We start from the raw sequence: 21,283 nt of genomic DNA on the forward strand, positions 1-21,283 counted from the left end.
CGTGCTTGGATGGCTCCTACGGACCAACCTCACGAAAACTACATCTTCCCTGAAGAAGTTCTGCCTCGCGGTAACGCTCTGTAATCAGCGCGAAATATCAAAATTCCCAACATTTTAAAAGGGTAAGATAAAGCAGTTTAGGCTTTACCCTTAATGCTTAAAAAGCTCCCGCCACCAGGCAGGAGCTTTTTGTTTCGAGGATGCGATCAAATTAGCGCCCTAAAAAAGTTGATTTTGTACAAAAACAAACTCTGCCGGCGATTAGAACCACTCGTCTCTTTACATCGAGTCAACTCTCCTATCTGGCAAGCAATCGAGCTGCCTTTGCCGGAGGCCACAGTTGCCATGCACCTGATAGCCACACAGTCCGCCCCGATTCTGAAGAAAATATAGGCAAATGGCTGAAGCTGCGATCGCCCGCTTGCTGTAGAGATCGATCGAAGACCTTGCAGCAGCAGTAATTTGCCATCATTTTACAAAAATCTCAATTTGTATCCCCCCACTTCTAATTCCTTGTGTTATTCTAATAATTGTGAATACTAGAATGATACTCAGAACGCAAGTTCTTCTGGTAACGCTGGCAATGGCTAGCGCACAAATCATCACCTTAAATCGTGTATTTAGGTGATGTGCGTTCCAATATTAAGCCATTTAGCTAAACCTGGAGGTGATGCCCATGATAGAAAGTAGTAAACGCATGGGTCATCAGATTGGAAACTACCGGCTGTGCGCCGGGGCCGCTCACTAGCAGTCAGCCGTCGTCTCCAACGGGAAACGACTTCCACGGGGAACCAGGCTGAGCTAGGGATTCTCCCGGCAGTCAGGTTCTAATCTGAAGACCCGCTAGACCGCTCTCACCTCAAATAGTGTTAAATCTTAAGTATTAAAACTTGAGGCTAAACGCTATTGGTGAGAGCGGATAGTTTTTGGGCAGGGTTTCTACAGGTGGGCAGTTAATCTGCCATTGCTAATCCCAAAGAAAAAAAATTATGGCTGAGCTAATTAACCATACTGAAATTCAAGAGCGCGCCAGTCAATTGTCAGGTTGGACAATTGAAGGTAAACAACTGCGCTCTACCCGTTTATTTAAAGATTTTATCGAAGCGATCGCCTTTGTAAATAAGTTGGTCGCCCCCTCAGAAGCCGCAGGACATCACCCCGACATAGAAATCTCCTACAACAAAGTTACAGTTAACTTGACAACCCACGATGCCGGAGGCTTAACTGAGAAAGACTTTGCGCTAGCCCAAGAGATTTCTGCGCTCGATTAAAAGAGTGCCAGTTGACCCGACAAGAGTCCTGGATCTAGCCACAGTCCCCGATCGCGGAAAGCTCGCAAATAAAAAATCGACTTGGGGTTAAAATCGGGTGTGAAAAAGTCGAGAGGCCCAACGTTCAATGTATAAAAGGCTATTCCCCATCATCCGACCATGATCGTATTTGAAAAGCCAGAGTTCAAGAACGAGTCTGCAGCAGAAAAAACCGATCTGATAGAAAAGCTTTTAGATATTGGCGCGGCTCTGTCAAGCGCCCAAGATTTGGGCGACTTGTTAAACTTAATTTTATCCAAAAGTAGGGAAATTACCTACAGCGATGCTGGCAGCGTTTACTTAGTAGATCACAGCGACGAAACACCTAAGCTGCTGTTCAAGGTAGCCCAAAACGCTTCTAAACCGAGCCTGTCGTTTAAAGAGTTTGCTCTGCCCCTGACAGACAAAAGCTTGGCAGGATACGTGGCAATTACAGGTCAAAGTTTAAACCTGTCTGATGCCTACGACTTACCCTCGGGCGTACCCTACCGACTAGATACCAGTTTTGACAGGGATATTAATTACCGCACCTGCTCGGTAATGGTACTGCCGATGCAAAACCGACAGGGGGAGACAATAGGTGTACTGCAATTGATCAACCGCAAAACAAAGGCAGAGACGGTGCTGACAGCAGACAATGCCTGGGAATCGACGCAGCAGTATTCGGAGTGGGAAGAAAGGATAGTGCGATCGCTCGCTTCTCAAGCAGCAATCTCGATCGAGCGCAATCAACTCCAAGACAGCATAGAAAATTTGTTCGAGGGCTTCGTCAAAGCCTCGGTGCAAGTCATAGAAGCCAGAGACCCCTGTACCTACGGCCATTCAGAACGAGTAGCAGCCCTGACAGTACGCCTTTCAGAAGAAGTAAACACCGTCAGCAGCGGACAACTGCGCTCTATTTACTTTAACAACCGCCAAATTCAAGAACTTCGCTACGCCGCCCTGCTGCACGATTTTGGCAAAATAGGAGTGCCCGAAGCAGTTTTGACCAAACAGAAAAAGCTCTACCCCGCACAGCTAGAAATCATTCGCCACCGCTTTGGCTTAGCTCAACGGACGATGGAAATGGAATGCGTGCAGTCTAAATATAAATACTTGCTGGAGCATTCAGCCTACCGAAAACACCCGAGCCAGGAGCCAGAGTGCGCTCAATGCCAGGAAATCGAACAGCTAGACACTAAGCTAGCAGAGGCGAAAACCAGATTAGCAGAATACTGGGAAGTGCTACTAGAGGCAAACGAGCCTCACATTTTGGCAGCAGAACCCCTAGCTCAACTGCGAGAAATTTCTCGACAAACTTACAGAGATATAGATGGGGCAAAGAAACCCCTGCTCAACCCAGACGAGATCGTGCAATTGATGGTGTCGAGGGGCAACCTGACGCAGGAAGAACGATCGGCAATAGAATTTCACGTAACTCACACTTACGAGTTTCTGAAACAAATTCCTTGGACAAAGGATTTGAAAAATGTTCCAGACATTGCCTACGGACATCACGAAAAACTCGACGGCACAGGCTATCCGCGAGGCCTAAACAAGTCAGAAATTCCAATTCAAGCGCAATTGATGACGATCGCCGATATTTACGACGCCCTGACCGCAGGCGATAGACCCTACAAGCGAGCCCTGCGTACAGAGGCAGCGATGAAAATTTTGCGGCAAGAAGCAGCTCACAACAAAATTAACGCCGATTTGTTAGAACTGTTCGATAACCGCCAAGTCTTTAGCGTCCTCGGACACAGCTTGAGTGTTAAAGTCGAATCAGCCTAGACGAGTCGGGCGTGCTGTGCTAAAAAGTAAATAGGCGATCGGGCGCTATCAAGTGTCATCAGTAAAATCAATCGACAGCCCAAGTGTGGTCGGGTTTTGACGCCGTTGAGTACAGGTAAAAAAACAGGCTCTCTGCAGCCGTCAGTCACATCTATATACTCGGTCAGCCCGAAAGAATCAAAAGAAAAAGTGAATTTTAGGTCTCTTTTTAGAGTATGCTAGTTGAGCAACGACTGACCACATAGAAGACTAGAAAAGTTTCTCTGTAATCGGTGTGAGGATGAGAGTGAATATGTCGAAATTTTTGTGGAGTTACTTACTAATCAGCCCAGCAGTCTTAGGAGCTACCCTAGTAGTTTCTTCGAGCGCGATGGCAGCAGACGCTCAGCAGGCTGCTGATGCGCTCAATCCCGCTGTCGCAAAAGCTGAAACCGCTGAAACCTCCGAAGCGAAACTAAATGCTTTAGCGGCTGTTTCCGAAACAACTGCAGCCTCCGAGCCAGTAGAAGAAATTTCCGAAGCCGCCGCAGGCAGCGAAACTCAGGCAGCGACTGCAGATTGGGCCACGGTTGCAACTGAAAATGCGATCGTCGGAGCCAACACAGCCCCTGCTGAGGCAAATCCCCAAGCGGCAGCATCACAACCTACAAGTGAATCTTTAGCCGCAGTTGAGCCAACCGTCGCTCAACCAGTAGAAAATGCGGCCCCGGCAGCCCAACTAGAAATTCCAGCCCCGGCAGCTACCGCTCTCCCAGAGCAAATCGGTGCAGTTCAATTAGAAACTCCAGCCCCGGCAGTGGCAGAGTCGGCAGAACAAAGTTTGCCAAAACCGGCTGAATCTGTAGCCCAAACTGCAGCACCACAAGAGCAAAACCCAGCCGCTACATTAGAACAGCTCAACCAGTACAGCAGCGAAGGTGCTGCCGGCGGCGAAACTGAAGGTCAAGTTACCTCAGTATCTCAACTTTCCGACGTGCGGCCCACAGACTGGGCCTTCCAAGCACTGCAATCCCTAGTCGAGCGCTACGGCTGTATTGCTGGTTATCCCGACGGCACCTTCCGCGGCAACCGCGCAATGACTCGCTACGAATTCGCAGCCGGTTTAAATGCTTGCTTAGACAAGGTGAGCGAGCTAATTAGAGGCGGCACGGGCAACTTCGCTACGAGAGATGACTTGGCAGCCCTCCAACGGCTCCAAGAAGAATTTGCAGCGGAACTGGCAACCCTGCGCGGTCGCGTCGATGCTTTGGAAGCTCGGACATCTGAACTCGAAGCCAACCAATTCTCAACTACTACCAAGCTGACTGGGGAAGCGATTTTCGCTCTCAGCGATGACTTTAGTAGCAACGTTAGCGTTTTTGGCAGAGACGGCGAAAGAATCGGCAGCAACAATAACGAAGCTGTCTTCCAACATCGGGTGCGTCTCAATTTAAATACGAGCTTCACCGGCAGAGACTTGCTGCTGACCAGGCTTCAAGTCGGCAACGGTCAAAGATTTAACGTTGGGGCTACTAGCGAAGGCACTCAAACTTGGAATTTTGTCGGCAGAACCGACAACGTTGTTTCCCTCGACACATTGCTGTACAAGTTCCCCGTCGGTCAGCGACTGAACGTTAGCCTTGTAGCCAACGGTGGCGTTTGGGACGACATTCTGCCGACTGTCAACCCTTACTTTGAAGACTTTGACGGCGGCAACGGGTCATTGAGTACCTTTGGACAGCGGAACCCGATTTATCGCTTGGGTGGTGGCGCAGGTATTGGGTTTGACTATGCCTTCGGCGGCAGGGGCTTGCTGGGCGGCGTGTTCGGCCCAACTTCTTTGTCCTTTGGCTATTTGGCGTCAAATGCAGCCAGTCCGGCTAGGGGTGCAGGCTTGTTGAACGGCGACTACGCGGCGATGGGTCAGTTGACTTTTACCCCCGGACGCAACTTGCAAGTTGCTTTCAACTATAACCACGGTTACTTTGGCAGAGGTAACTTTGGGTTTGACAATGGTTTAGCGAATGGGCCAGGCACTCTCGGCGGTTTCACGGGTACCGGCGTGGCTAATTCTCTCAACGGTTTGAGCGAAGGCTTTGGGGGCTTCCGGGCTCGCAAAGTTGTCAGCAACTCCTACGGCGCTCAGGCTTCGTTGCGACTGAGCCCGAGATTTATCCTTGGTGGCTGGGCCGGTTTAACCAATGCCCGCATTATCGGCATCGGCGATGCGAGAATCTGGAACTACGCTGTAACCTTGGCTTTGCCTGATTTAGGGAAAGAAGGCAACTTGCTAGGGTTCGTGGTAGGTCGTGAGCCTTACTTGGATAAACTTGAAGCTTCCAGGAGTTTGCGGAGCTTCCGCAACGATGATTCGTATCACGTCGAAGGGTTCTACAAGTTTCAGCTTTCGGACAACATTTCTGTTACTCCGGGCGTGATTTGGGTGAAAAATCCTAATCAAGATGAGGATAATGATGACATCCTCATTGGTACTCTGAGAACTACTTTCACGTTCTAAGAGCGGGTTAGAAGAGGCAGGGGGGTCATACCCTGTCTCCTGGCAACTCTAGAGGTCAAGTTTAGCCCTGCCTGCTGCAGGGCTTTCTTGTTTGCCGGACGAAGGGGGCGCCAAGAATATATTAAAAATAAAAAATTATCAGTCATAGAGGCAGACAACCCGTTTCTTGAAATAAGACCGTGTTGGAACCGGAGGGAGTCGAAACGAGAAACTGGGTTTGTTTGGTTCAGATTGCCGATCGTCCCAAGGATGAAGTGACGAAAGTCGATTAAGTTCAGTGGAAAACCGGGGTATAATAAAAGGTAAAGTTAGGAGTTAGAATTGGGAACTCAACATTGAGGAGAGTTTTAACATCTGACTTCGGAGTTGATAATTCAGATATTTGAAGCAAGTATGGTAGAACTCTCCTGTAAAAGCGAATACGCAATCTTAGCTTTGCTGGAGCTTGCCGATTGCTACGAAGAAGGCGAGCCTCTGCAAATTCGCCAGATAGCAGCTCAGCAAAATATTCCCGATCGATATTTAGAGCAGTTGTTGGCTACTATGAGACGCTGCGGGCTGATTCGCAGCCAGCGAGGAGCCAAGGGAGGTTATATCTTGGCGAGGGAACCGTGGAAAATTACACTCCTAGAAATTATTAACTGTCTCGAAGGCTCAGAGTTCGATCGATCTGAAAAAGACTCGCCTGCTCAAACTGTAGAAAGTGCGGTGATTTGGGAAGTTTGGCAAGAAGCTCGATCGATTGCCAACTCAGTTTTGCAAAAATACACGCTACAGGATCTGTGCGAAAAGCGCAATGGCCGACGGCAGCTCGATATCATGTATTACATCTAGTTAAAATATTGCCAACTAGGAATTAACATTTACTTTCAACCACAAACTGACAAAGATTATGCGTATTGCTGGCGACATTACAGAATTGGTAGGGCGGACGCCTCTGGTGCAACTCAACCGCATTCCCCAAGCCGAAGGCTGCTTGGCTCGGATTGTGGTAAAACTCGAAGGCATGAATCCGGCATCATCGGTGAAAGACCGCATCGGTGTCAGTATGGTCAATCAAGCCGAGGCAGAAGGGCTGATTAGTCCAGGCAAAACGGTTTTAGTGGAACCGACTTCTGGCAATACCGGAATTGCTCTGGCAATGGTGGCGGCGGCTAAGGGCTACCAGTTGATTTTGACCATGCCTGATACGATGAGCACGGAACGCCGATCGATGCTGCGAGCTTACGGGGCCCAACTAGAACTGACTCCCGGAATAGAGGGCATGAGCGGCTGCATCCGCCGCGCTCAAGAGATTGTGGACACAACTCCCAATGCGTATATGTTGCAGCAGTTTCGGAATCCAGCGAACCCGCAGGTTCACCGTTCGACAACGGCTGAGGAAATTTGGGAAGATACAGACGGCGAGGTGGATTTCCTGATTTCGGGAGTCGGCACGGGCGGTACGATTACGGGTGTCGCAGAGGTGATTAAGTCGCGGAAACCCGAGTTTAAGGCGATCGCCGTTGAGCCGGCTAACAGTCAGGTACTGTCGGGCGGAAAGCCAGGGCCTCACAAAATTCAAGGTATCGGTGCTGGTTTTGTGCCGCCGGTGCTGAATGTGACTTCGATCGACGAAATTATAGTTGTTACGGATGACGAGTCGATCGCCTACAGCCGGCGCTTGGCCAGAGAAGAAGGAATTTTGTCCGGTATTTCCAGCGGTGCAGCACTATGTGCGGCGGTGAAAGTCGGCAAGCGTCCCGAAAATGCAGGGAAATTGATTGTGATGATTCAGCCTAGCTTCGGCGAACGCTATCTGAGCACTCCCTTGTTCCAAGATCCAGAGCTCAATCTGGCTATGGCCCTCAACTAGGTCAGTTTCCGGCCCAAGTCGCAGAAACTGAGAGCAGGGCGTTACAAAAGTACGCCCTGCTTTCCTTTTTGGCAAGTGCTATAATCCAATGCCTACAAACTCACGCCTCTTAGAGAGTCTACACTTGAGAAAGGATAAAGCCGCGTCGCTGCATTAAAAGCTGTATCGGGAAAATCGGTAAACAAACCGTCTACACCTAAACGGTAAAATTGTTCGTACTCCAAAGCTGGATTACCGCCATACTCGGAAGCCAAAAAAGTAGGAGATTCATTGCGGAAAGTGTAAGGGTGAACTAATAAGCCAGCCTGGTGAGCATCGGTTATAAAACTATTAGCGGGCTGTAATTTCTTATCTGCACCTTCCACAACTATTGTCCGCTTCCAAGGCCCTATTCCGTCCGCATAGGTTTTGATTTCTGCCAACCCTTGGGTTGTCATTAAATCGCGGTAGGTACGGCGATCGCCACTCACTACAAAATCATAAGGTTTTTTTCCAAAGTCATCCATTAACTGCACCAGCGACAAGTCTGTCAAGCGATTTAACTCTTTGAGATTCTCCACTTCAAAGGATTGGATAAACACCGGATCTGTGCGTTTGGTATATCCATTAGCAGACAGCACTTGCACTAACGGCTGCTCTAAAGGCAAATTAACTGACTTAAAATAAGTCGGGTGTTTTGTCTCTGGATAAATTCCAACAGTCCGTCCTTTTTCGGCGCTTTTGCGCTTAGCTAAATCAATTACTTCTTGAAGTGTAGGAACCTGAAATTGACCCTCAAATGCTGTACCCCGCAACTCTGGCAACCGTTCTCGCGCCCGCAAACTTTTTATTTCTGCTAAAGTCAAATCTTCTGTAAACCAACCTTCTACTTCTTGACCGTCAATTGTCTTTTTGCGTTTGCGATCGGCAAATTCTGGTCGTTTGGCAATATCCGTCGTCCCCGAAATTTCATTTTCGTGGCGGGCAACTAACACTCCATCTTTAGTGGAAACTAAGTCGGGTTCAATAAAGTCTGCGCCCATCTCGATCGCCAATTCGTAGGCAGCTAGGGTATGTTCGGGGCGGTAGCCACTTGCGCCGCGATGTCCGATAATTAAAGGGCGGCGGGGAAGTTCAACAAAATTGTTTTGGTTAATAGCTTGTACTCCATTTATCGTTGCCAACAAGGTGCCGTCTCGGAGGCTAATTGCTGTATTTGTCGCGGTGCTAGTAATCAACAAATCCGAGAATTGAAGTCGATCTCCCAAAGTTAAGCGATCGCCCGCTCCAAAATCAGTAATAATATTAGCACCCTGAGTGAGGCGCAACAAAAACGTATCATTTCCGGCACCGCCAGTGAGAGTATCTAAACCTTTGTCTCCACTGAGAAAATCCTCCCCATCTCCGCCTAGCAAGATATCATTACCTTGACCGCCAATTATGGTGTCATTTCCGCCAACACCAGAGAGTGAATCATTACCATAATTCCCATTAATTTGCTCTGCATCAACACTTCCCACAATATTGTCGTTACCGCCTAGCGCCGAAATCCCCCCCAGTATTCCCTTGAGTGAGCCAGGAGTAACGGTGAAATTGTCCTCGCTGTTTGTCAGCACAAAAGACTCAGATTGTAGCACTGAAGCTGTGCGAACAAGTAAATCCTGAGTCTCCTTGTCTTCAGATGGAGGTAAATCGGTATCTTTGAGGTTGCTGTCAAGCGCTGAAACTTCGACCTCAAGGTTGGAAGCATGGATAATTTGCAGTTTAAGTGCCATGATTTTGATTTACCTGATTGACTCAAAGATAATTACTTTGAATTTCTGTTAAGGTCAATAAAAAAGTATCACGGCAAGATTAAGTCATTACTATCTATTGCTTAATTTTTAGTTATGCAACGGCAAAAAACGATGTGGCGGTTAATACATATATGACTTACGCAACTATCCTATAGATAGGGGCAGCCACGGGGGTATTGGTGTCAACAATCGCCTAAAACCCTTGATAAATATCGCTTTTACCTGAGTCTAGATCCCCCTAAATCCACGCCGCACCGCGATACTTGGGGGATCCCTAGACCGCAGCGGGTTCCCTTAAGAAGCGGGACGAAAGAGAAGACTTTTCTCTCCCCGCAACGATTCGGGGGGCGGCGGGGGGAGCAAGTCCTAATCGTCAAACAGCAGACCTATACTAGGTTTGACGTTAAGTTAACACCAATGCCACGGGGGATTTCCCCCTATTACACCATATATAGAAGCTTTGCGTCCAGGACTGACATAGTAACAGCAAGAGGGTGAGCGCTGCTGTGAAGATATTTCTCCTAATTGGATGAGATGATAGCGGCGCTCACCATAAAAGAAATATCCCCAACCGATTGGGCGACTGCTATAATTTTAAAACTTATATTTTTTAGTTCTACTTGACATTGTTTTATATCAAGGTTTTATATCAAGTAAATACCTATGATATTAACAAATTATGAAACTATTGTCAAGGACTTTTTGGCAGATTATCCAGATTTCAAGGAAATAACAGCGTGTCTTCCGTTACCAATCACTACAAAACCCTAAAGATTAGCCCAACCGCAACACAAGCCGAGATTAAACAAGCATACCGCCGTTTAGTCAAAATATTTCATCCAGACAGCCACAGCTCCAAAGCCGATCACGAAGAGATTGTCCGCCTCAATGCAGCCTATGAAATATTAGGAGATGCCCAGCACAGACAATCTTACGATCGCCAATTTTCCGAGCAAACCGAACAGCAATCACCAGTCGCACCAAACGTCAGCCGCCAGCAAACACAAACAGCACGAGACGCTGACGAACAAATGGAACAGTGGCTGATTAAAGTATACAAACCCGTCAATAAAATGCTCAACAGCATCTTGAAGCCGCTTAAAAAGGAAATAGACGAGTTGTCCGCAGATCCGTTTGATGACGAACTGATAGAAAAGTTTCAACTTTATATCGAAACCAGCCGCGAGTATCTCAAAAAAGCTCATAACTTTCTTACATCGATGCCCAATCCATCTAATGTAGCCGGAGTTGCGGCCTATCTCTACTACAGCATCAATCAAGTCGGAGACGGAATAGAAGAATTGCAGCTATTTACCCTCAATTATGACGATCGCCACTTGCACACCGGTCAAGAACTGTTTAGAATTGCCGCTAGACTGCGGCGGGAAGCGCAGGATGAATTAAAAATTAAAAGTTAAAAAAGCAGATTGTTCCCTCTTCCTTCTTCCTTCTTCCCTCTTCCCTCTTCCCTCTTCTTTCTTCCTTCTTCCCTCTTCCCTCTTCCCTCTTCCTTCTTCCCTCTTCCTTCTTCCTTCTTCCTTCTTCCCTCTTTCAAATTCCAAAAAGAACTTGAAGTCGCTTGCGAATTTTAATAAAAGGAGTTTGTTCCAGAGAGTCGCCATCTAACAATCCCAAATCTCTCAAAGCTTGCTGGCGTTCCGACAATTTTTGAGCAATCTGATCGGCTAAATTGGGTTGTTCTCTTAAAAGTTTTTGCAAATCGTGACGTTCCACCACAAACAAAATTGCATCTTCGCTAGTTTTAACAGTCGCCGTTCTCGGAGTACCCAACAGCAAAGATATTTCCCCAAAAAACTCGCCCTCGTGAAGCGTAGCAATATACTGACCGGCTTTTTGAGAAAGAACTTCTACAGTACCTGAAAGAATAATATAAAAAGAATCGCCAGGGTCATTTTCCTTACATACCACCTGTCCCGCTGGAAACAGTTGTCGGTAGCCGTATTCAATTAACTGCCGCAGTTCTAAATCAGTACACTGTTCAAAATAAGTTACTCGCCGCAACAAATCTCGCAGCGTCCAATTATTGGGGGATTTAGGCGCTGAATTTTTAGGTTCAGAAACGGTAGAATTAGATTTTAACTCTGCTGAATGTTTGGCATTCTGCGGAAAAAGTTTTCCGTTGGAATTATCGTCTTTGTTATTGTGAAAAAGTTGAGTTAACTCTTGCGGGTTTCGCAGCCACAAATCCCGCTGGGGAAAGGGAATTTCGATATTTCGGTGGCGCAATTCGTAATCTATTAAAAAATTTACCGCGCTTTTAATAGCATCGCTTTCCTGCGGCTGGTCAATCCAAACTAAAAGTTCAAAATTTAAAGCGTTATCTCCAAAACCGTGAAACCATACTTTAGGAGAAGGATGGGACAAGACATTCGGTTCCATCCGCGCCGCAATTAACAGCGCTTCCGTAACTATTACTGGGTCAGATCCGTAAGCAACGCCCACGGGGATGTGGAGGCGACATCGGGGGTCTCTGTAACTCCAGTTAATAATGTTAGTTTCGACAAACTTAATATTTGGTATGATTACAAATAGACCGTCAATTGTTTTAATAATTGTAGAGCGAATCGAAATTGTTTCTACTGTTCCTAATAACTTGTCTATTTCAATAAAGTCTCCGACTCTAATTTGGTGCTCGAAGAGCAGGGTGAGACCGCTGATAAAGTTGCTGGCGAGATTTTGCAATCCGAAGCCGAAACCAATGCCGACAACCCCAGCTAAGACGGTGAGAGAAGTGAGGTTGATGCCGGAACCTTGCAGGACGAATATACAGCCAATAGTGGCTAAAATATAGCTAATGATCGTAGAAATTGCTTCTCGACTGCCGCGATCCAATCCCATCCGAACTAGCAGGCTGCGCTTGATTCCTTCACTGATAATCTTAGCTATAATGAAGGCAAATATAGCTAAGATTATCAGTTTGACGATCGCACTGATGGACAGATGAGTGTCCCCGATATAGAATAGCGGGGTTGTCATCGCACCCCAGAAATGTTCAAAAAAGCGATCGGCTCGTACAGTAATCCAATTCATTAATATTTGGTAATGGGTAATTGGTGATTGATAATGGGTGATTAGTTTTGAGCGCAATTGAACCGCAAACTGCTAACTATTGCAGAGCTTAGGCGAAAAACTCGAACGGTGGAGTGCCCTGTGTTGCAAAAAAGGTCGATTCCCTACCCTTCGGGAACGCTTCGCGAACGGGATAGATCCGCTTCACGCACTTTCTCAAAGGCTGGTAACTGATGGGTTAGTAACTGGTGGCGAAAAACGGTTTTGTAGCGGTATTTTCTGCCGGATATCTGTGTTGTGGCGTAAAAAGGGCCCTGCGGCGCGATCGAGCGACTTGTTGCCAATATTTGGAAAATTGGTAGAAATTCATTTACAGCACCCTCAAATAATCGAAAAATTCCAGCAAAAATTAGTTTATCCTTAAGAAGTAAGTCCTTTACAGAACTTAACAAGCTTACCCTACTTGACATTTATGCAGTGCATCATCAATCGTCGGGCACAGTTTTCGGCGAGTCACCGGTACTGGCTGCCGGAGTTAAGCGAAGCCGAGAACTTTGAGCGGTTTGGCCCAACTGCCCGCGCACCGGGACACGGACACAATTACGTCCTTTACGTTTCCATGATAGGCGAACTCGACGAGTACGGCATGGTGCTCAACCTGTCTGATGTCAAGCACGTCATCAAGCGGGAAGTTATCAAGCATCTCGATTTTTCGTACCTTAACGAAGCGTGGCCGGAATTTGAGCAGACTCTGCCAACTACCGAAAACATAGCACGGCAAATTTGGCTGCGGCTAGCCCCTCATTTGCCTGTGAGCAAAATTCAATTGTTTGAACATCCCGAACTTTGGGCTGAATATTTAGGAAACGGAATGGAAGCTTATCTAACTTTGTCCACTCATTTTAGTGCGGCCCATCGGTTGGCTCGTCCCGATTTGAGCTTTGAAGAAAACTCGGAAATTTACGGCAAATGTGCTCGTCCCAACGGTCACGGTCACAACTATCATTTAGAGGTGACTGTTAAAGGGGAAATTGATGCGCGGACTGGCATGATTGCTGATTTGGGAGCTTTGCAAAAAGCAGTTGACGATTATGTTGTTGAACCTTTCGATCACACTTTTTTAAATAAGGATATTGCTTATTTTGAGAACGTTGTGCCAACTGCGGAGAATATTGCAGTTCGGATCGGGCAATTGTTGCGATCGCCCGTTCGGGAATTGGGCGCAGAGTTGCACAAGATTAAGCTGATTGAAAGTCCGAATAATAGCTGTGAAATTTTCGGCGCTGATTTAGAAGAAGTGGCGGTTGAACATCAGCAGCCGGAAGCGGTTTTAGCTGGGGTTTAGAGTTAAAAATCGGGTCGGCTGGGGCGGGTTCACCCGGAGAGTTGGCTAATTGTGCAGATTGGTGAAGCCACCCCTACCAGCCTAATGATAGATTCCGAGAGTTATCCAACCGCATAAGGTGCGAGAATATATTCTTTCATCAAAGTTACACAGCCAGAATTACTGGCAGTTTTCCTGAAAAGTCAGACTCCTCGCGTATTTTGGAGATAGTAAGTCAGCATTCCTCATGTCAGCTATTCTAACTGCTGAGAGTATGAGGTCGATCGCCCGATCGCTGACAACCAAGCACCAATTTCTCCTAAATGAGTTGACGTTTATGCGCGTCTCAAATGTAGCTCTCTTGACTCTGGCTGCCCTCGCATCCCACAATTTAACTGCTAATACTAGCGCCAATCCTGCTGCACATCCTATTTCTCCTGAAACACCGCAGGCTAGCAACTTTGTTGATGCGGTAAATAATACTGAATCGCGTCGGGCTGAGTCAATTAGCGAGCCTGAGACGATCGCCTACGAACAATTTTCCCCAAATACTACCCTATCCCGTCGGGCTGAGTCAATTAGCGAGCCTGAGACGATCGCTCACGAACAATTTTTCTCAAATACTACCCTATCCCGTCGGGCTGAGTCAATTAGCGAGCCTGAGACGATCGCCCACGAACAATTTTCCCCGCGAATTGCTGTAAAATCGCCGACTGGTTTGCTGGTAGCGGCCGCTCAACCCGATTTATCTGCTAGTGCAAAAACCAAGGCGAATACTCCTGCTGCATCCGGCGATGAACTAACAAAATCTTTACAAGAAACCTGGCTGGCTAAATTAATCGAAACTGGGGTTGAGAGCAATCCTCAAGTTCGCGAGGTTGTCGCTTTTATCTCCCCGTCTAGTGGCAGTTCTGAATCGGGATACGGTTTTAATAGTACCATAACTTTGCTCAATATTTTACTAATTCTTGGTACTGTATTTCCACCAGTGACAATTGCCTTTTTTTGGATGATGCGACGGCTGATCATCAAACACTTGGTTGCTGATGCTAATAAACGATTGCAAGGCATTGGTGTATTGGAATCAGAACTTATAAATTCTAGCCAACTGACTCAAAAGTTGAGAAATGAATTAGAAGCGCAAATGAGTGCCGCTAAACAATCTATTGATTTTTTAACTAGAGAAACTGAACTTTCCAAATCTTCGGTCGAGCAAATTGAGACTCTCAAATCTCAATTTATCATGCACCTGCAAGTTTTGCGGACAGAAGTTGACGATAAAAAATCTCAAATTGTTCAAGAAATTTCCCAAGTTCCCGCAGTTGTTGCCAAAGAAGCTCTCAAAGTCGCACCTCAACCGCCTTTAAACACTTCCCAAAATTCGCAAACTGCACCTGCTAGCGACGAAAAGTTGATTGCTGACGATTATATCAAGCAAGCCGAAGGACTTTATTTTCAAGGAAATTATGATGAGGCATTAGGCTGCTTGGAAAAAGCTATTTTAGCGAATAAAAATTTGGATGAAGCTTGGTATTGGCGCGGAAATGTGTTAATAAGATTGCAGCGCCCGGAAGAAGCACTCGCCTCTTACGACCAAGCACTATCGATTAAACCAGATAACTACGAAGTGTGGTATAATAAAGCGTACTTGCTGGGAAAAATGCACAGGTACGAAGAGGCGATCGCCTGTTACGAGCGAGCTAGTTTGAGCGAATCTAGAAAATACGGTTGTTGGCACAGTATAGCGGCTTTGTTGGGTCAATTGCAGCATTACGAAGAAGCGATCGCCAGTTACGATCGCGCCCTCGCTATCAAAGCAACCGACAGCGAAATTTGGCACAACCGAGGTGCGATGCTGGCCAAAGTACAGCAGCACGCAGCAGCAGTTGATTCTTACGATCGGGCTCTTGAACTCAATCCCAAGAGATATGAAACTTGGTACAATCGAGGCAATATGCTGTGGAGACTGCTCCGCTACAGCGATGCTATTGATTCTTACGATCGGGCGATCGCCATCCGGCCCGATAAATACGAAGTTTGGTACAATAAAGCCGCTGTGTTTGGAAAAATGCAGCGATATCAAGAATCGATCGAATCCTACGACAAAGCAATAGCCCTTAAACCGCAGGATTTTGAAGTGTGGCACAACCGAGGCGCAGCTTTCGACAAACTGTCGCAGCACGAAGCAGCAATTGCCTCTTACGAATCAGCAATTACCCTTAATTCCGAGTGTTACGAAGCTTGGTTTGGTAAAGGCGAATCTTTGGCAAAATTGCAGCGCCATGAAGAATCGATCGCAGCTTATGAGAAAGCGATTGCTATTAAGCCCGACTCCTACGATGCTTGGCGTCATCTGGGGATAGTCTTGTCTGAATTAAAGCGCTATGAGGAAGCAATGGCAGCTTACGATCGAGCTATTGCCATCAAACCAGAAAATGCCGAAGCGTGGCGCGATCGAGGCGCAATTGTATCAGAATTAAAGCACGATACAGACAAAATTGACTCCGCCGAAAAAGAGACTTAAACTCAGTCAAAATCCGGTTCTTCAAAATTCCTAAGTGTCAGGTAATCGGGAGGCAAGCTCTAGTTTTAAGTTGGCAATGGATGAGAATATTTTGCGTGTATATCGAGCTAAACTTTTGCAACAGCACTCAAATTCAACTGTATTAATAGTTGGCGATGAACCATCCCTACAGTTATTGAGAGTATTTAAACCGACTTGATAGCGGACATTTAAATGCTTTTTGTCTACGGTTTGTCATCTAAATTTTTCCTCTTTTTTCCGCTCCGTTTGGGGCGGTTTTTTTATGGTAAATTTAGGTAAGCTGCAAACGAGGAGAATAGTTATATGTCTGTTCAGCTTCAAAAACGGTTATTTACAGTAAAAGAATATCATTTGATGACTGAGGCTGGTATTCTCTCCCAGGGCGATCGGGTAGAACTCATAGAAGGAGAGATTGTTAAAATGGCTGCAATTGGTACTCGTCACGCAAGTTCTGTTAAGCGTCTGATCGCTGTGTTCTCGGATTTGGAGAGAAGACGTGCGATTGTAGGTGCCCAAGACCCTATCCAGTTGACTGAGCGGACTGAACCTCAACCGGATGTTGTATTGCTGGAACCTCGCGCTGACTACTACGCCACAGCCCATCCAGTACCGTCTGAAGTTTTGCTGTTAGTTGAAGTTTCAGATAGTACGGTTGATTATGACAGAGATGTGAAAGTATCCCTTTACGCTCGATCGCTAATTCAGGAAGTTTGGCTAGTAGATTTAGTTGAAAATTGTTTGGAAGTCTACCGTCAGCCCGGCCCGAACGGTTATAGTTTAATGCTCAAGTTTTGGCGCGGTCAACAAGTTGCGCCGCTGGCTTTTCCCGATTTAGAAGTGAGCGTTGATTTTATATTGGGTTAGTATGAATAAGTAATGGCAGCTTACGATCGAGCTATTGCCATTAAGCTTGAGAATGCGGAAGCTTGGCGCGATCGCGGCGCAATTATATCGGAATTAAAACAGGAGACAGACAAAATTTCATCGGGTGAAAAAGAGACTTAAATTCAGCTATACTGACTTAGGGGCAAATAAGGTGAGCGCGATTGCGATCGGCACGGGTGACTCTGGCGAGACTAACTGGTGGGTAGGTAGGCTAGGGGGGCTTGATTTGCTAAGGGAGTCCGGCTCTTCTGAATAATTGTCTGAAAATTAGAGTGCTTTTTCCACATGACCCAAAAACCACATCAATGTGAAAATTTAGAAGCCCATGTAAATCGTCTGTTGCGGCTGTTAGAGAAGGAGCCATCTTTGAGAGGGAAGCACGATACTGCCGCAATTAGGACTTCCCGTGATAAGGCAATTGCCCCCAGGTTCGAGATTGTTTTTGCAGGAACATACAGTGCCGGTAAGTCAATGCTGATCAATGCCTTGTTAGGGCAAAACTTACTGTACAGTAATACCGGTCATGCTACTGGCCTCGAATGTTATATTGAGTATGCCAAGTCACCAGAAGAAGAACGAGATGTACTCACATTTCTGAGCATATCAGAAATTCAGGAAGAAGTGAATGAGCGGGGTGAAAACTTAAGACTAAAAAATAAAATTGATATTACTAACGAGCAGGCAATTAAACAGCTTGTGGAAGAATGTGCAACAATCATTAAACAGGAGGGCGGTTCCAAAAACACAGAGAAGGGAGAAGAAGCTAATGGGCTGAAAGAATTACTGGAAGGATTTCAGCTTCACCGCCAGTACATTCACTCATCTGAAAATAAAGTTTATGAAAGGGAGGAGGTAGATCTTTCAGCCAAAGATTCACATAATTACGCTGGTCGCGGAAGCAGTAGTGCTGTTCTCAAACGTATTGATTATTATCGTCATCATCAGTTGTTAGAGGATGGTAATGTTCTGATTGACTTACCAGGGATTGATGCTCCTGTGAAAAGAGATGCACAATTGACTTCTCGCAAAGTCGAAGACACTAATACTTCTGCCGTTGTCTGTGTCATGAAGGCCAATCAAGAAGGGGAAACAGAAACAGCAGAAAAAAGACTAATACAGGTAATGCGAGAAAACACTGGAATTCGTGATCCTGTGTTTTATGTATTTAACCTTATTGATAAAACCTGGCGTAACCCCAAACTTGAACAAGACCTCTCTGACCTGATTAGCACAAACTTTAATGATACACCTAGAGGATTTTATAAAACTAGCGCTTTGCTAGGTTTCTGGGCTTGTCAGATCAAAAATACAAGTGAAAGTGAGCGATGGGGACTAAATTCTATATTGGCTACTGAACCTGTACAAAACTCAGATGGAGTTGAGGGAATCCCTCATGAATTTGTGCGAGAGTTTCTTGACTACTGCGATTCCGATAAACTACCCGTTGATAAATTCCCCGATATTGTACTGCGTAAAAATAAAAGCAAAAACGAAAAATATATAGAAATTCTCAATCTTTATAAAGATAGCATAATCGAGCAGTTGCTTCAGGATAGTGGTATTCAGGAATTTAGTAATGCTATCACCCGCTATTTGACTGAGGAAAAGCGACCAGAATTATTTGCCAACCTAGCTAATGATATTAGCGAACTCTGTAACGACTTGTGTGAATCTTACTTAGAAGAGCGCGGTCAGTGGAAAAATAAACCTGCAAATACTGCAGAAATGACAGAACGAGATTTGGTACAGATCGAGAAAGAAGTATGGGAGGTTGGCGAAGCCTTTTATCGACAAATAGAAGAAGAAATTCAACTATTGGTGATAAATACTTGCGAAGATTTTAAGCAAGATTTCAACAACCTTCACCAGAATATGCAGGAGAATCTCACCGACTTGATAGAAAACTTTTCTATATTAGATGCCTTCGCCAATACCTGCCGCAATCATCGTCATGTCACAGCGCCCTTAGTAGCCGTTTTGGGACAAGCCTTCTATGACATTGCTAATGGATTAGAGAATGTTCTGGTTAAGGAATCAGAAATTTTGATTGCTCGTTTTTTCCAACGCTTGATTAAGCGAGTACGCAAGCAACCATACTACCGTCAGCTTCGTAATTTGTTGGGTGATGATTGTGAAATTGTCCAAGAGTTACAGAATATAGAAAAAATAATTATTGAGGGGGTAAAGGTTTTGGCGAGTGCCGAATGTGTGTTTTATATCGTCGAAAGCCCCGACCTTTATGATTACGAAGATAGTGTTTGGCTCTATCAGTTCCGTGAAACTTTGCAAGAAGCATCTAAAAGTCGAGATGTCAAACGCATGGTAGAAGCAGAAGCACCTATACGTCAACTGCTAGAAATTGATTTTCAAGCTAAGTTTAAACAAACAATAGAAGTTGATTTGGGTTCAAAAATTATCAAAATGCTGAATAAATATCTGTTGTCGATGGCTGAAAATAAACGGCAATTGATTGGGCAGCAATCCGCTCGCGCTCGCGCCAACAAACGGCAAGCGATAGAAAAAGAGGCTCAAGCTAAAATCGACGAGCGTGACCAGAAGTTGAGAGAAGTTGAGCTAAAGATTTCTGACTATAACCAAGCTGTTGCAGGTATCAATAGCTGCTTAGAGGCAATGAAATTAGACGACTACAAGCTGCCTACAATACCTGAAGATAATTCCAGTACCACGCCATTTTTCACTGACGTAAATTTTGTAGAGTCAAATAACATCCCACCAGAATCTACTTCCAGTTTCGACTCAGCAAATGATTCGAGTGCAACACAAAATTATAGTGAGACAAATCCTGTAGAGTCAAAGGACAGCCCGGAACCAGGAGCGAGTCCCGATCCGCTAGTGCGACCTAATTACTTGGCTGCTCAATCCGAAAGTTCCAAAAAATTAGAGAGGGGACAACTTGTGAAAGCCCAAATAACTGGGTTCCAATCCTATGGTGTATTTGTTGATGTAGAAGGTACTAAAGGCTTACTCCATATCAGCAATGTGAGCGAAGACCGTGTTAGTATTGAATCTCTTAAGGATCTGTTTAAAATCGGTCAGTCGATCAAGGCGGTAATTGATAACCCAAGTGATGGTAAGGGTGGAATGTCTCTGTCTACTAAAGTTTTGGAAGAATATAGTGGGGAACTTTTGCAAAATATGGAGCAGGTGATGGCTGATGCAGAGGCTCGTGTTCCTAAAGCCCTTGAAAAACTGCTTAAGCCATAAGCATTTGTACAGGGGCGTATTGGCAATATGCCCCCACATAACCAGCCAGGAAGTGTCTGATTTTATAATCTCTACCCAAAATGTCTTTGACTAGAAAAACTCCACGAATTTTAATTCCGCCAAAGGTGAGGAAACTTGTTTTTGAGCGCGATGAAAATTGCTGCAAAAGCTGTGGCAGAACAGACCAAGAGACTAATCTTACGATCGATCACATCATTCCCTTAGCTCTTGGAGGCTCAAATGACATCAGCAATCTGCAAACGCTTTGCTTCGATTGCAATAGACGAAAAAAAGACCGTATTGACCCCCGGTTCAAGCGTAGATTCAGCAAATGAAAAGGAAAAAGTATGCCTGAAACAACTCCTAACTATTCGCCTGCTATTTTGGGTACAAGCCTAGCTGTTTTATGGTTTATTCATACAGGATTATCCATTGGATTTAGCAAAAAATATGATAATTTTTTATCAAACTTTATCAATTTTTTTAATAAAAAACCGATAATATTACCTTCATTAATAGTGTTAATATCTCCGTTTATATTGACTCGTCTTGCCCTGCCTGAGTATGAACTAACCGGAGCGTTTAAACAATTTTTATCAATTTTTACTTTTGTTCTAGGTGTAGTGATTGCCCGGGAAAAAGAAAAATCTGACTCAAGAAAAAGAGATAAGATTTTAGCAAACTCTCTTTTAGTAGAGTGCTGGGAGAACCTTAGGAGATTGAAGATAAATGAAACAAGAATTCAAGAGAAACTCGATTCTCCGTTATTAGTATTGAATCTCACCAAACTAGAATCTCTAGTTAATCTTATTGCTGAAACGCAAGAAGTTAATTCAATTAAATTGGGAGAACTATATTTTAAGAAATAAAAGTATATTAAGCCTCTGAAACTTCTCAATTCTAAAATTAGAAAATACAACGGTCAACTCTCTAAAAAACTTGCTAACTCTTCAGAAGACTCCCAACAATTACTACCTCAAATTTTGGAAATCAGAGAAAAAATATTGAAAATTATAAAGGTTTTAAGTAGCTTTTAGACTAATTAGCGACTACAGCAAGGGAAAAAC

Annotated in this window: 18 protein-coding genes; 14 read left to right on the forward strand and 4 right to left on the reverse strand. The window is 45.2% G+C overall.

Annotation, left to right across the window (positions count from 1 at the left end):
* Window positions 1–298: 298 nt before the first annotated feature.
* A complete protein-coding gene (locus QUA47_RS23870; protein WP_333432588.1) occupies window positions 299–472 on the reverse strand; it encodes a hypothetical protein in 174 nt (57 codons plus the stop codon).
* Window positions 473–989: 517 nt separating this feature from the next.
* Here QUA47_RS23870 and QUA47_RS23875 point away from each other — a divergent pair.
* The 5 genes from QUA47_RS23875 to cysK all read left to right on the forward strand — a co-directional run bounded on the left by QUA47_RS23875 (window position 990) and on the right by cysK (window position 7,432).
* Window positions 990–1,271, forward strand: coding sequence for a 4a-hydroxytetrahydrobiopterin dehydratase (locus QUA47_RS23875; RefSeq protein ID WP_190736199.1), 282 nt, complete (start codon window positions 990–992; stop codon window positions 1,269–1,271).
* A gap of 159 nt (window positions 1,272–1,430) precedes the next feature.
* Window positions 1,431–3,080: an HD domain-containing phosphohydrolase gene (locus QUA47_RS23880; protein WP_333432589.1), complete on the forward strand. Its 1,650-nt coding sequence runs from the start codon at window positions 1,431–1,433 to the stop codon at window positions 3,078–3,080.
* Between the two features lie 292 nt (window positions 3,081–3,372).
* On the forward strand, window positions 3,373–5,577 hold the full coding sequence (locus QUA47_RS23885; protein ID WP_333432590.1) for an iron uptake porin: 2,205 nt from the start codon (window positions 3,373–3,375) through the stop codon (window positions 5,575–5,577).
* 393 nt (window positions 5,578–5,970) lie between these two features.
* The gene (locus QUA47_RS23890) at window positions 5,971–6,411 is read left to right on the forward strand and encodes an Rrf2 family transcriptional regulator (RefSeq protein ID WP_242716025.1); all 441 of its coding nucleotides are present in this window, start codon (window positions 5,971–5,973) and stop codon (window positions 6,409–6,411) included.
* Between the two features lie 58 nt (window positions 6,412–6,469).
* Entirely contained in the window at window positions 6,470–7,432 is a 963-nt protein-coding gene (cysK, locus tag QUA47_RS23895) for a cysteine synthase A (protein ID WP_333432591.1), read from the forward strand.
* Window positions 7,433–7,524: 92 nt separating this feature from the next.
* On the opposite strand, the gene QUA47_RS23900 is transcribed toward cysK, so the two are convergent.
* On the reverse strand, window positions 7,525–9,186 hold the full coding sequence (locus QUA47_RS23900) for a glycerophosphodiester phosphodiesterase family protein (RefSeq protein WP_333432592.1): 1,662 nt from the start codon (window positions 9,184–9,186) through the stop codon (window positions 7,525–7,527).
* Window positions 9,187–9,944: 758 nt separating this feature from the next.
* Here QUA47_RS23900 and QUA47_RS23905 point away from each other — a divergent pair.
* Window positions 9,945–10,625: a J domain-containing protein gene (locus QUA47_RS23905; protein ID WP_333286113.1), complete on the forward strand. Its 681-nt coding sequence runs from the start codon at window positions 9,945–9,947 to the stop codon at window positions 10,623–10,625.
* Here the strand turns inward: QUA47_RS23905 and QUA47_RS23910 are convergent.
* Complete coding sequence (locus tag QUA47_RS23910) at window positions 10,608–10,769, reverse strand: hypothetical protein (protein ID WP_333432593.1); 162 nt, start codon at window positions 10,767–10,769, stop codon at window positions 10,608–10,610. The genes QUA47_RS23905 and QUA47_RS23910 overlap by 18 nt on opposite strands.
* On the reverse strand, window positions 10,759–12,258 hold the full coding sequence (locus QUA47_RS23915) for a cyclic nucleotide-binding domain-containing protein (RefSeq protein WP_333432594.1): 1,500 nt from the start codon (window positions 12,256–12,258) through the stop codon (window positions 10,759–10,761). Before QUA47_RS23915 ends, QUA47_RS23910 begins: the two co-directional genes overlap by 11 nt.
* A gap of 79 nt (window positions 12,259–12,337) precedes the next feature.
* Here QUA47_RS23915 and QUA47_RS23920 point away from each other — a divergent pair, with 79 nt between their 5' ends.
* From QUA47_RS23920 to QUA47_RS23955, 8 genes are all read left to right on the forward strand, one after another.
* Window positions 12,338–12,661, forward strand: a complete 324-nt coding sequence (locus QUA47_RS23920) for a hypothetical protein (RefSeq protein WP_190738166.1) — start codon at window positions 12,338–12,340, stop codon at window positions 12,659–12,661.
* A 48-nt stretch (window positions 12,662–12,709) separates the two neighbouring features.
* Window positions 12,710–13,582 carry a 6-carboxytetrahydropterin synthase gene (locus QUA47_RS23925; protein WP_333432595.1) on the forward strand — a complete coding sequence of 291 codons (873 nt, stop codon included), beginning with the start codon at window positions 12,710–12,712 and terminating at the stop codon, window positions 13,580–13,582.
* Between the two features lie 226 nt (window positions 13,583–13,808).
* Entirely contained in the window at window positions 13,809–16,085 is a 2,277-nt protein-coding gene (locus tag QUA47_RS23930) for a tetratricopeptide repeat protein (RefSeq protein ID WP_333432596.1), read from the forward strand.
* A 324-nt stretch (window positions 16,086–16,409) separates the two neighbouring features.
* A complete protein-coding gene (locus tag QUA47_RS23935; RefSeq protein ID WP_333432597.1) occupies window positions 16,410–16,970 on the forward strand; it encodes a Uma2 family endonuclease in 561 nt (186 codons plus the stop codon).
* A 12-nt stretch (window positions 16,971–16,982) separates the two neighbouring features.
* Entirely contained in the window at window positions 16,983–17,111 is a 129-nt protein-coding gene (locus QUA47_RS23940) for a hypothetical protein (protein ID WP_333286124.1), read from the forward strand.
* A 165-nt stretch (window positions 17,112–17,276) separates the two neighbouring features.
* A complete protein-coding gene (locus QUA47_RS23945; protein ID WP_333432598.1) occupies window positions 17,277–20,216 on the forward strand; it encodes a dynamin family protein in 2,940 nt (979 codons plus the stop codon).
* 80 nt (window positions 20,217–20,296) lie between these two features.
* The gene (locus QUA47_RS23950; protein ID WP_333432599.1) at window positions 20,297–20,551 is read left to right on the forward strand and encodes an HNH endonuclease; all 255 of its coding nucleotides are present in this window, start codon (window positions 20,297–20,299) and stop codon (window positions 20,549–20,551) included.
* A gap of 12 nt (window positions 20,552–20,563) precedes the next feature.
* Window positions 20,564–21,085 carry a hypothetical protein gene (locus tag QUA47_RS23955; RefSeq protein ID WP_333432600.1) on the forward strand — a complete coding sequence of 174 codons (522 nt, stop codon included), beginning with the start codon at window positions 20,564–20,566 and terminating at the stop codon, window positions 21,083–21,085.
* The last annotated feature ends 198 nt before the right edge of the window (window positions 21,086–21,283 follow it).

This window comes from Microcoleus sp. MON2_D5, from assembly GCF_036701905.1.
Lineage (GTDB): Bacteria > Cyanobacteriota > Cyanobacteriia > Cyanobacteriales > Microcoleaceae > Microcoleus.

What these genes read in the sequence shown, in the direction of transcription:
- QUA47_RS23900 (WP_333432592.1), bottom strand. Translation starts at nt 9,186, where the DNA reads ATGGCACTTAAACTGCAAATTATCCATGCTTCCAACCTTGAGGTCGAA.
- QUA47_RS23885 (WP_333432590.1), top strand. Translation starts at nt 3,373, where the DNA reads ATGTCGAAATTTTTGTGGAGTTACTTACTAATCAGCCCAGCAGTCTTA.
- QUA47_RS23925 (WP_333432595.1), top strand. Translation starts at nt 12,710, where the DNA reads ATGCAGTGCATCATCAATCGTCGGGCACAGTTTTCGGCGAGTCACCGG.
- QUA47_RS23890 (WP_242716025.1), top strand. Translation starts at nt 5,971, where the DNA reads ATGGTAGAACTCTCCTGTAAAAGCGAATACGCAATCTTAGCTTTGCTG.
- QUA47_RS23870 (WP_333432588.1), bottom strand. Translation starts at nt 472, where the DNA reads ATGATGGCAAATTACTGCTGCTGCAAGGTCTTCGATCGATCTCTACAG.
- QUA47_RS23875 (WP_190736199.1), top strand. Translation starts at nt 990, where the DNA reads ATGGCTGAGCTAATTAACCATACTGAAATTCAAGAGCGCGCCAGTCAA.
- QUA47_RS23940 (WP_333286124.1), top strand. Translation starts at nt 16,983, where the DNA reads ATGGCAGCTTACGATCGAGCTATTGCCATTAAGCTTGAGAATGCGGAA.
- QUA47_RS23915 (WP_333432594.1), bottom strand. Translation starts at nt 12,258, where the DNA reads ATGAATTGGATTACTGTACGAGCCGATCGCTTTTTTGAACATTTCTGG.
- QUA47_RS23945 (WP_333432598.1), top strand. Translation starts at nt 17,277, where the DNA reads ATGACCCAAAAACCACATCAATGTGAAAATTTAGAAGCCCATGTAAAT.
- QUA47_RS23930 (WP_333432596.1), top strand. Translation starts at nt 13,809, where the DNA reads ATGTCAGCTATTCTAACTGCTGAGAGTATGAGGTCGATCGCCCGATCG.
- QUA47_RS23880 (WP_333432589.1), top strand. Translation starts at nt 1,431, where the DNA reads ATGATCGTATTTGAAAAGCCAGAGTTCAAGAACGAGTCTGCAGCAGAA.
- QUA47_RS23950 (WP_333432599.1), top strand. Translation starts at nt 20,297, where the DNA reads ATGTCTTTGACTAGAAAAACTCCACGAATTTTAATTCCGCCAAAGGTG.
- QUA47_RS23935 (WP_333432597.1), top strand. Translation starts at nt 16,410, where the DNA reads ATGTCTGTTCAGCTTCAAAAACGGTTATTTACAGTAAAAGAATATCAT.
- cysK (WP_333432591.1), top strand. Translation starts at nt 6,470, where the DNA reads ATGCGTATTGCTGGCGACATTACAGAATTGGTAGGGCGGACGCCTCTG.
- QUA47_RS23955 (WP_333432600.1), top strand. Translation starts at nt 20,564, where the DNA reads ATGCCTGAAACAACTCCTAACTATTCGCCTGCTATTTTGGGTACAAGC.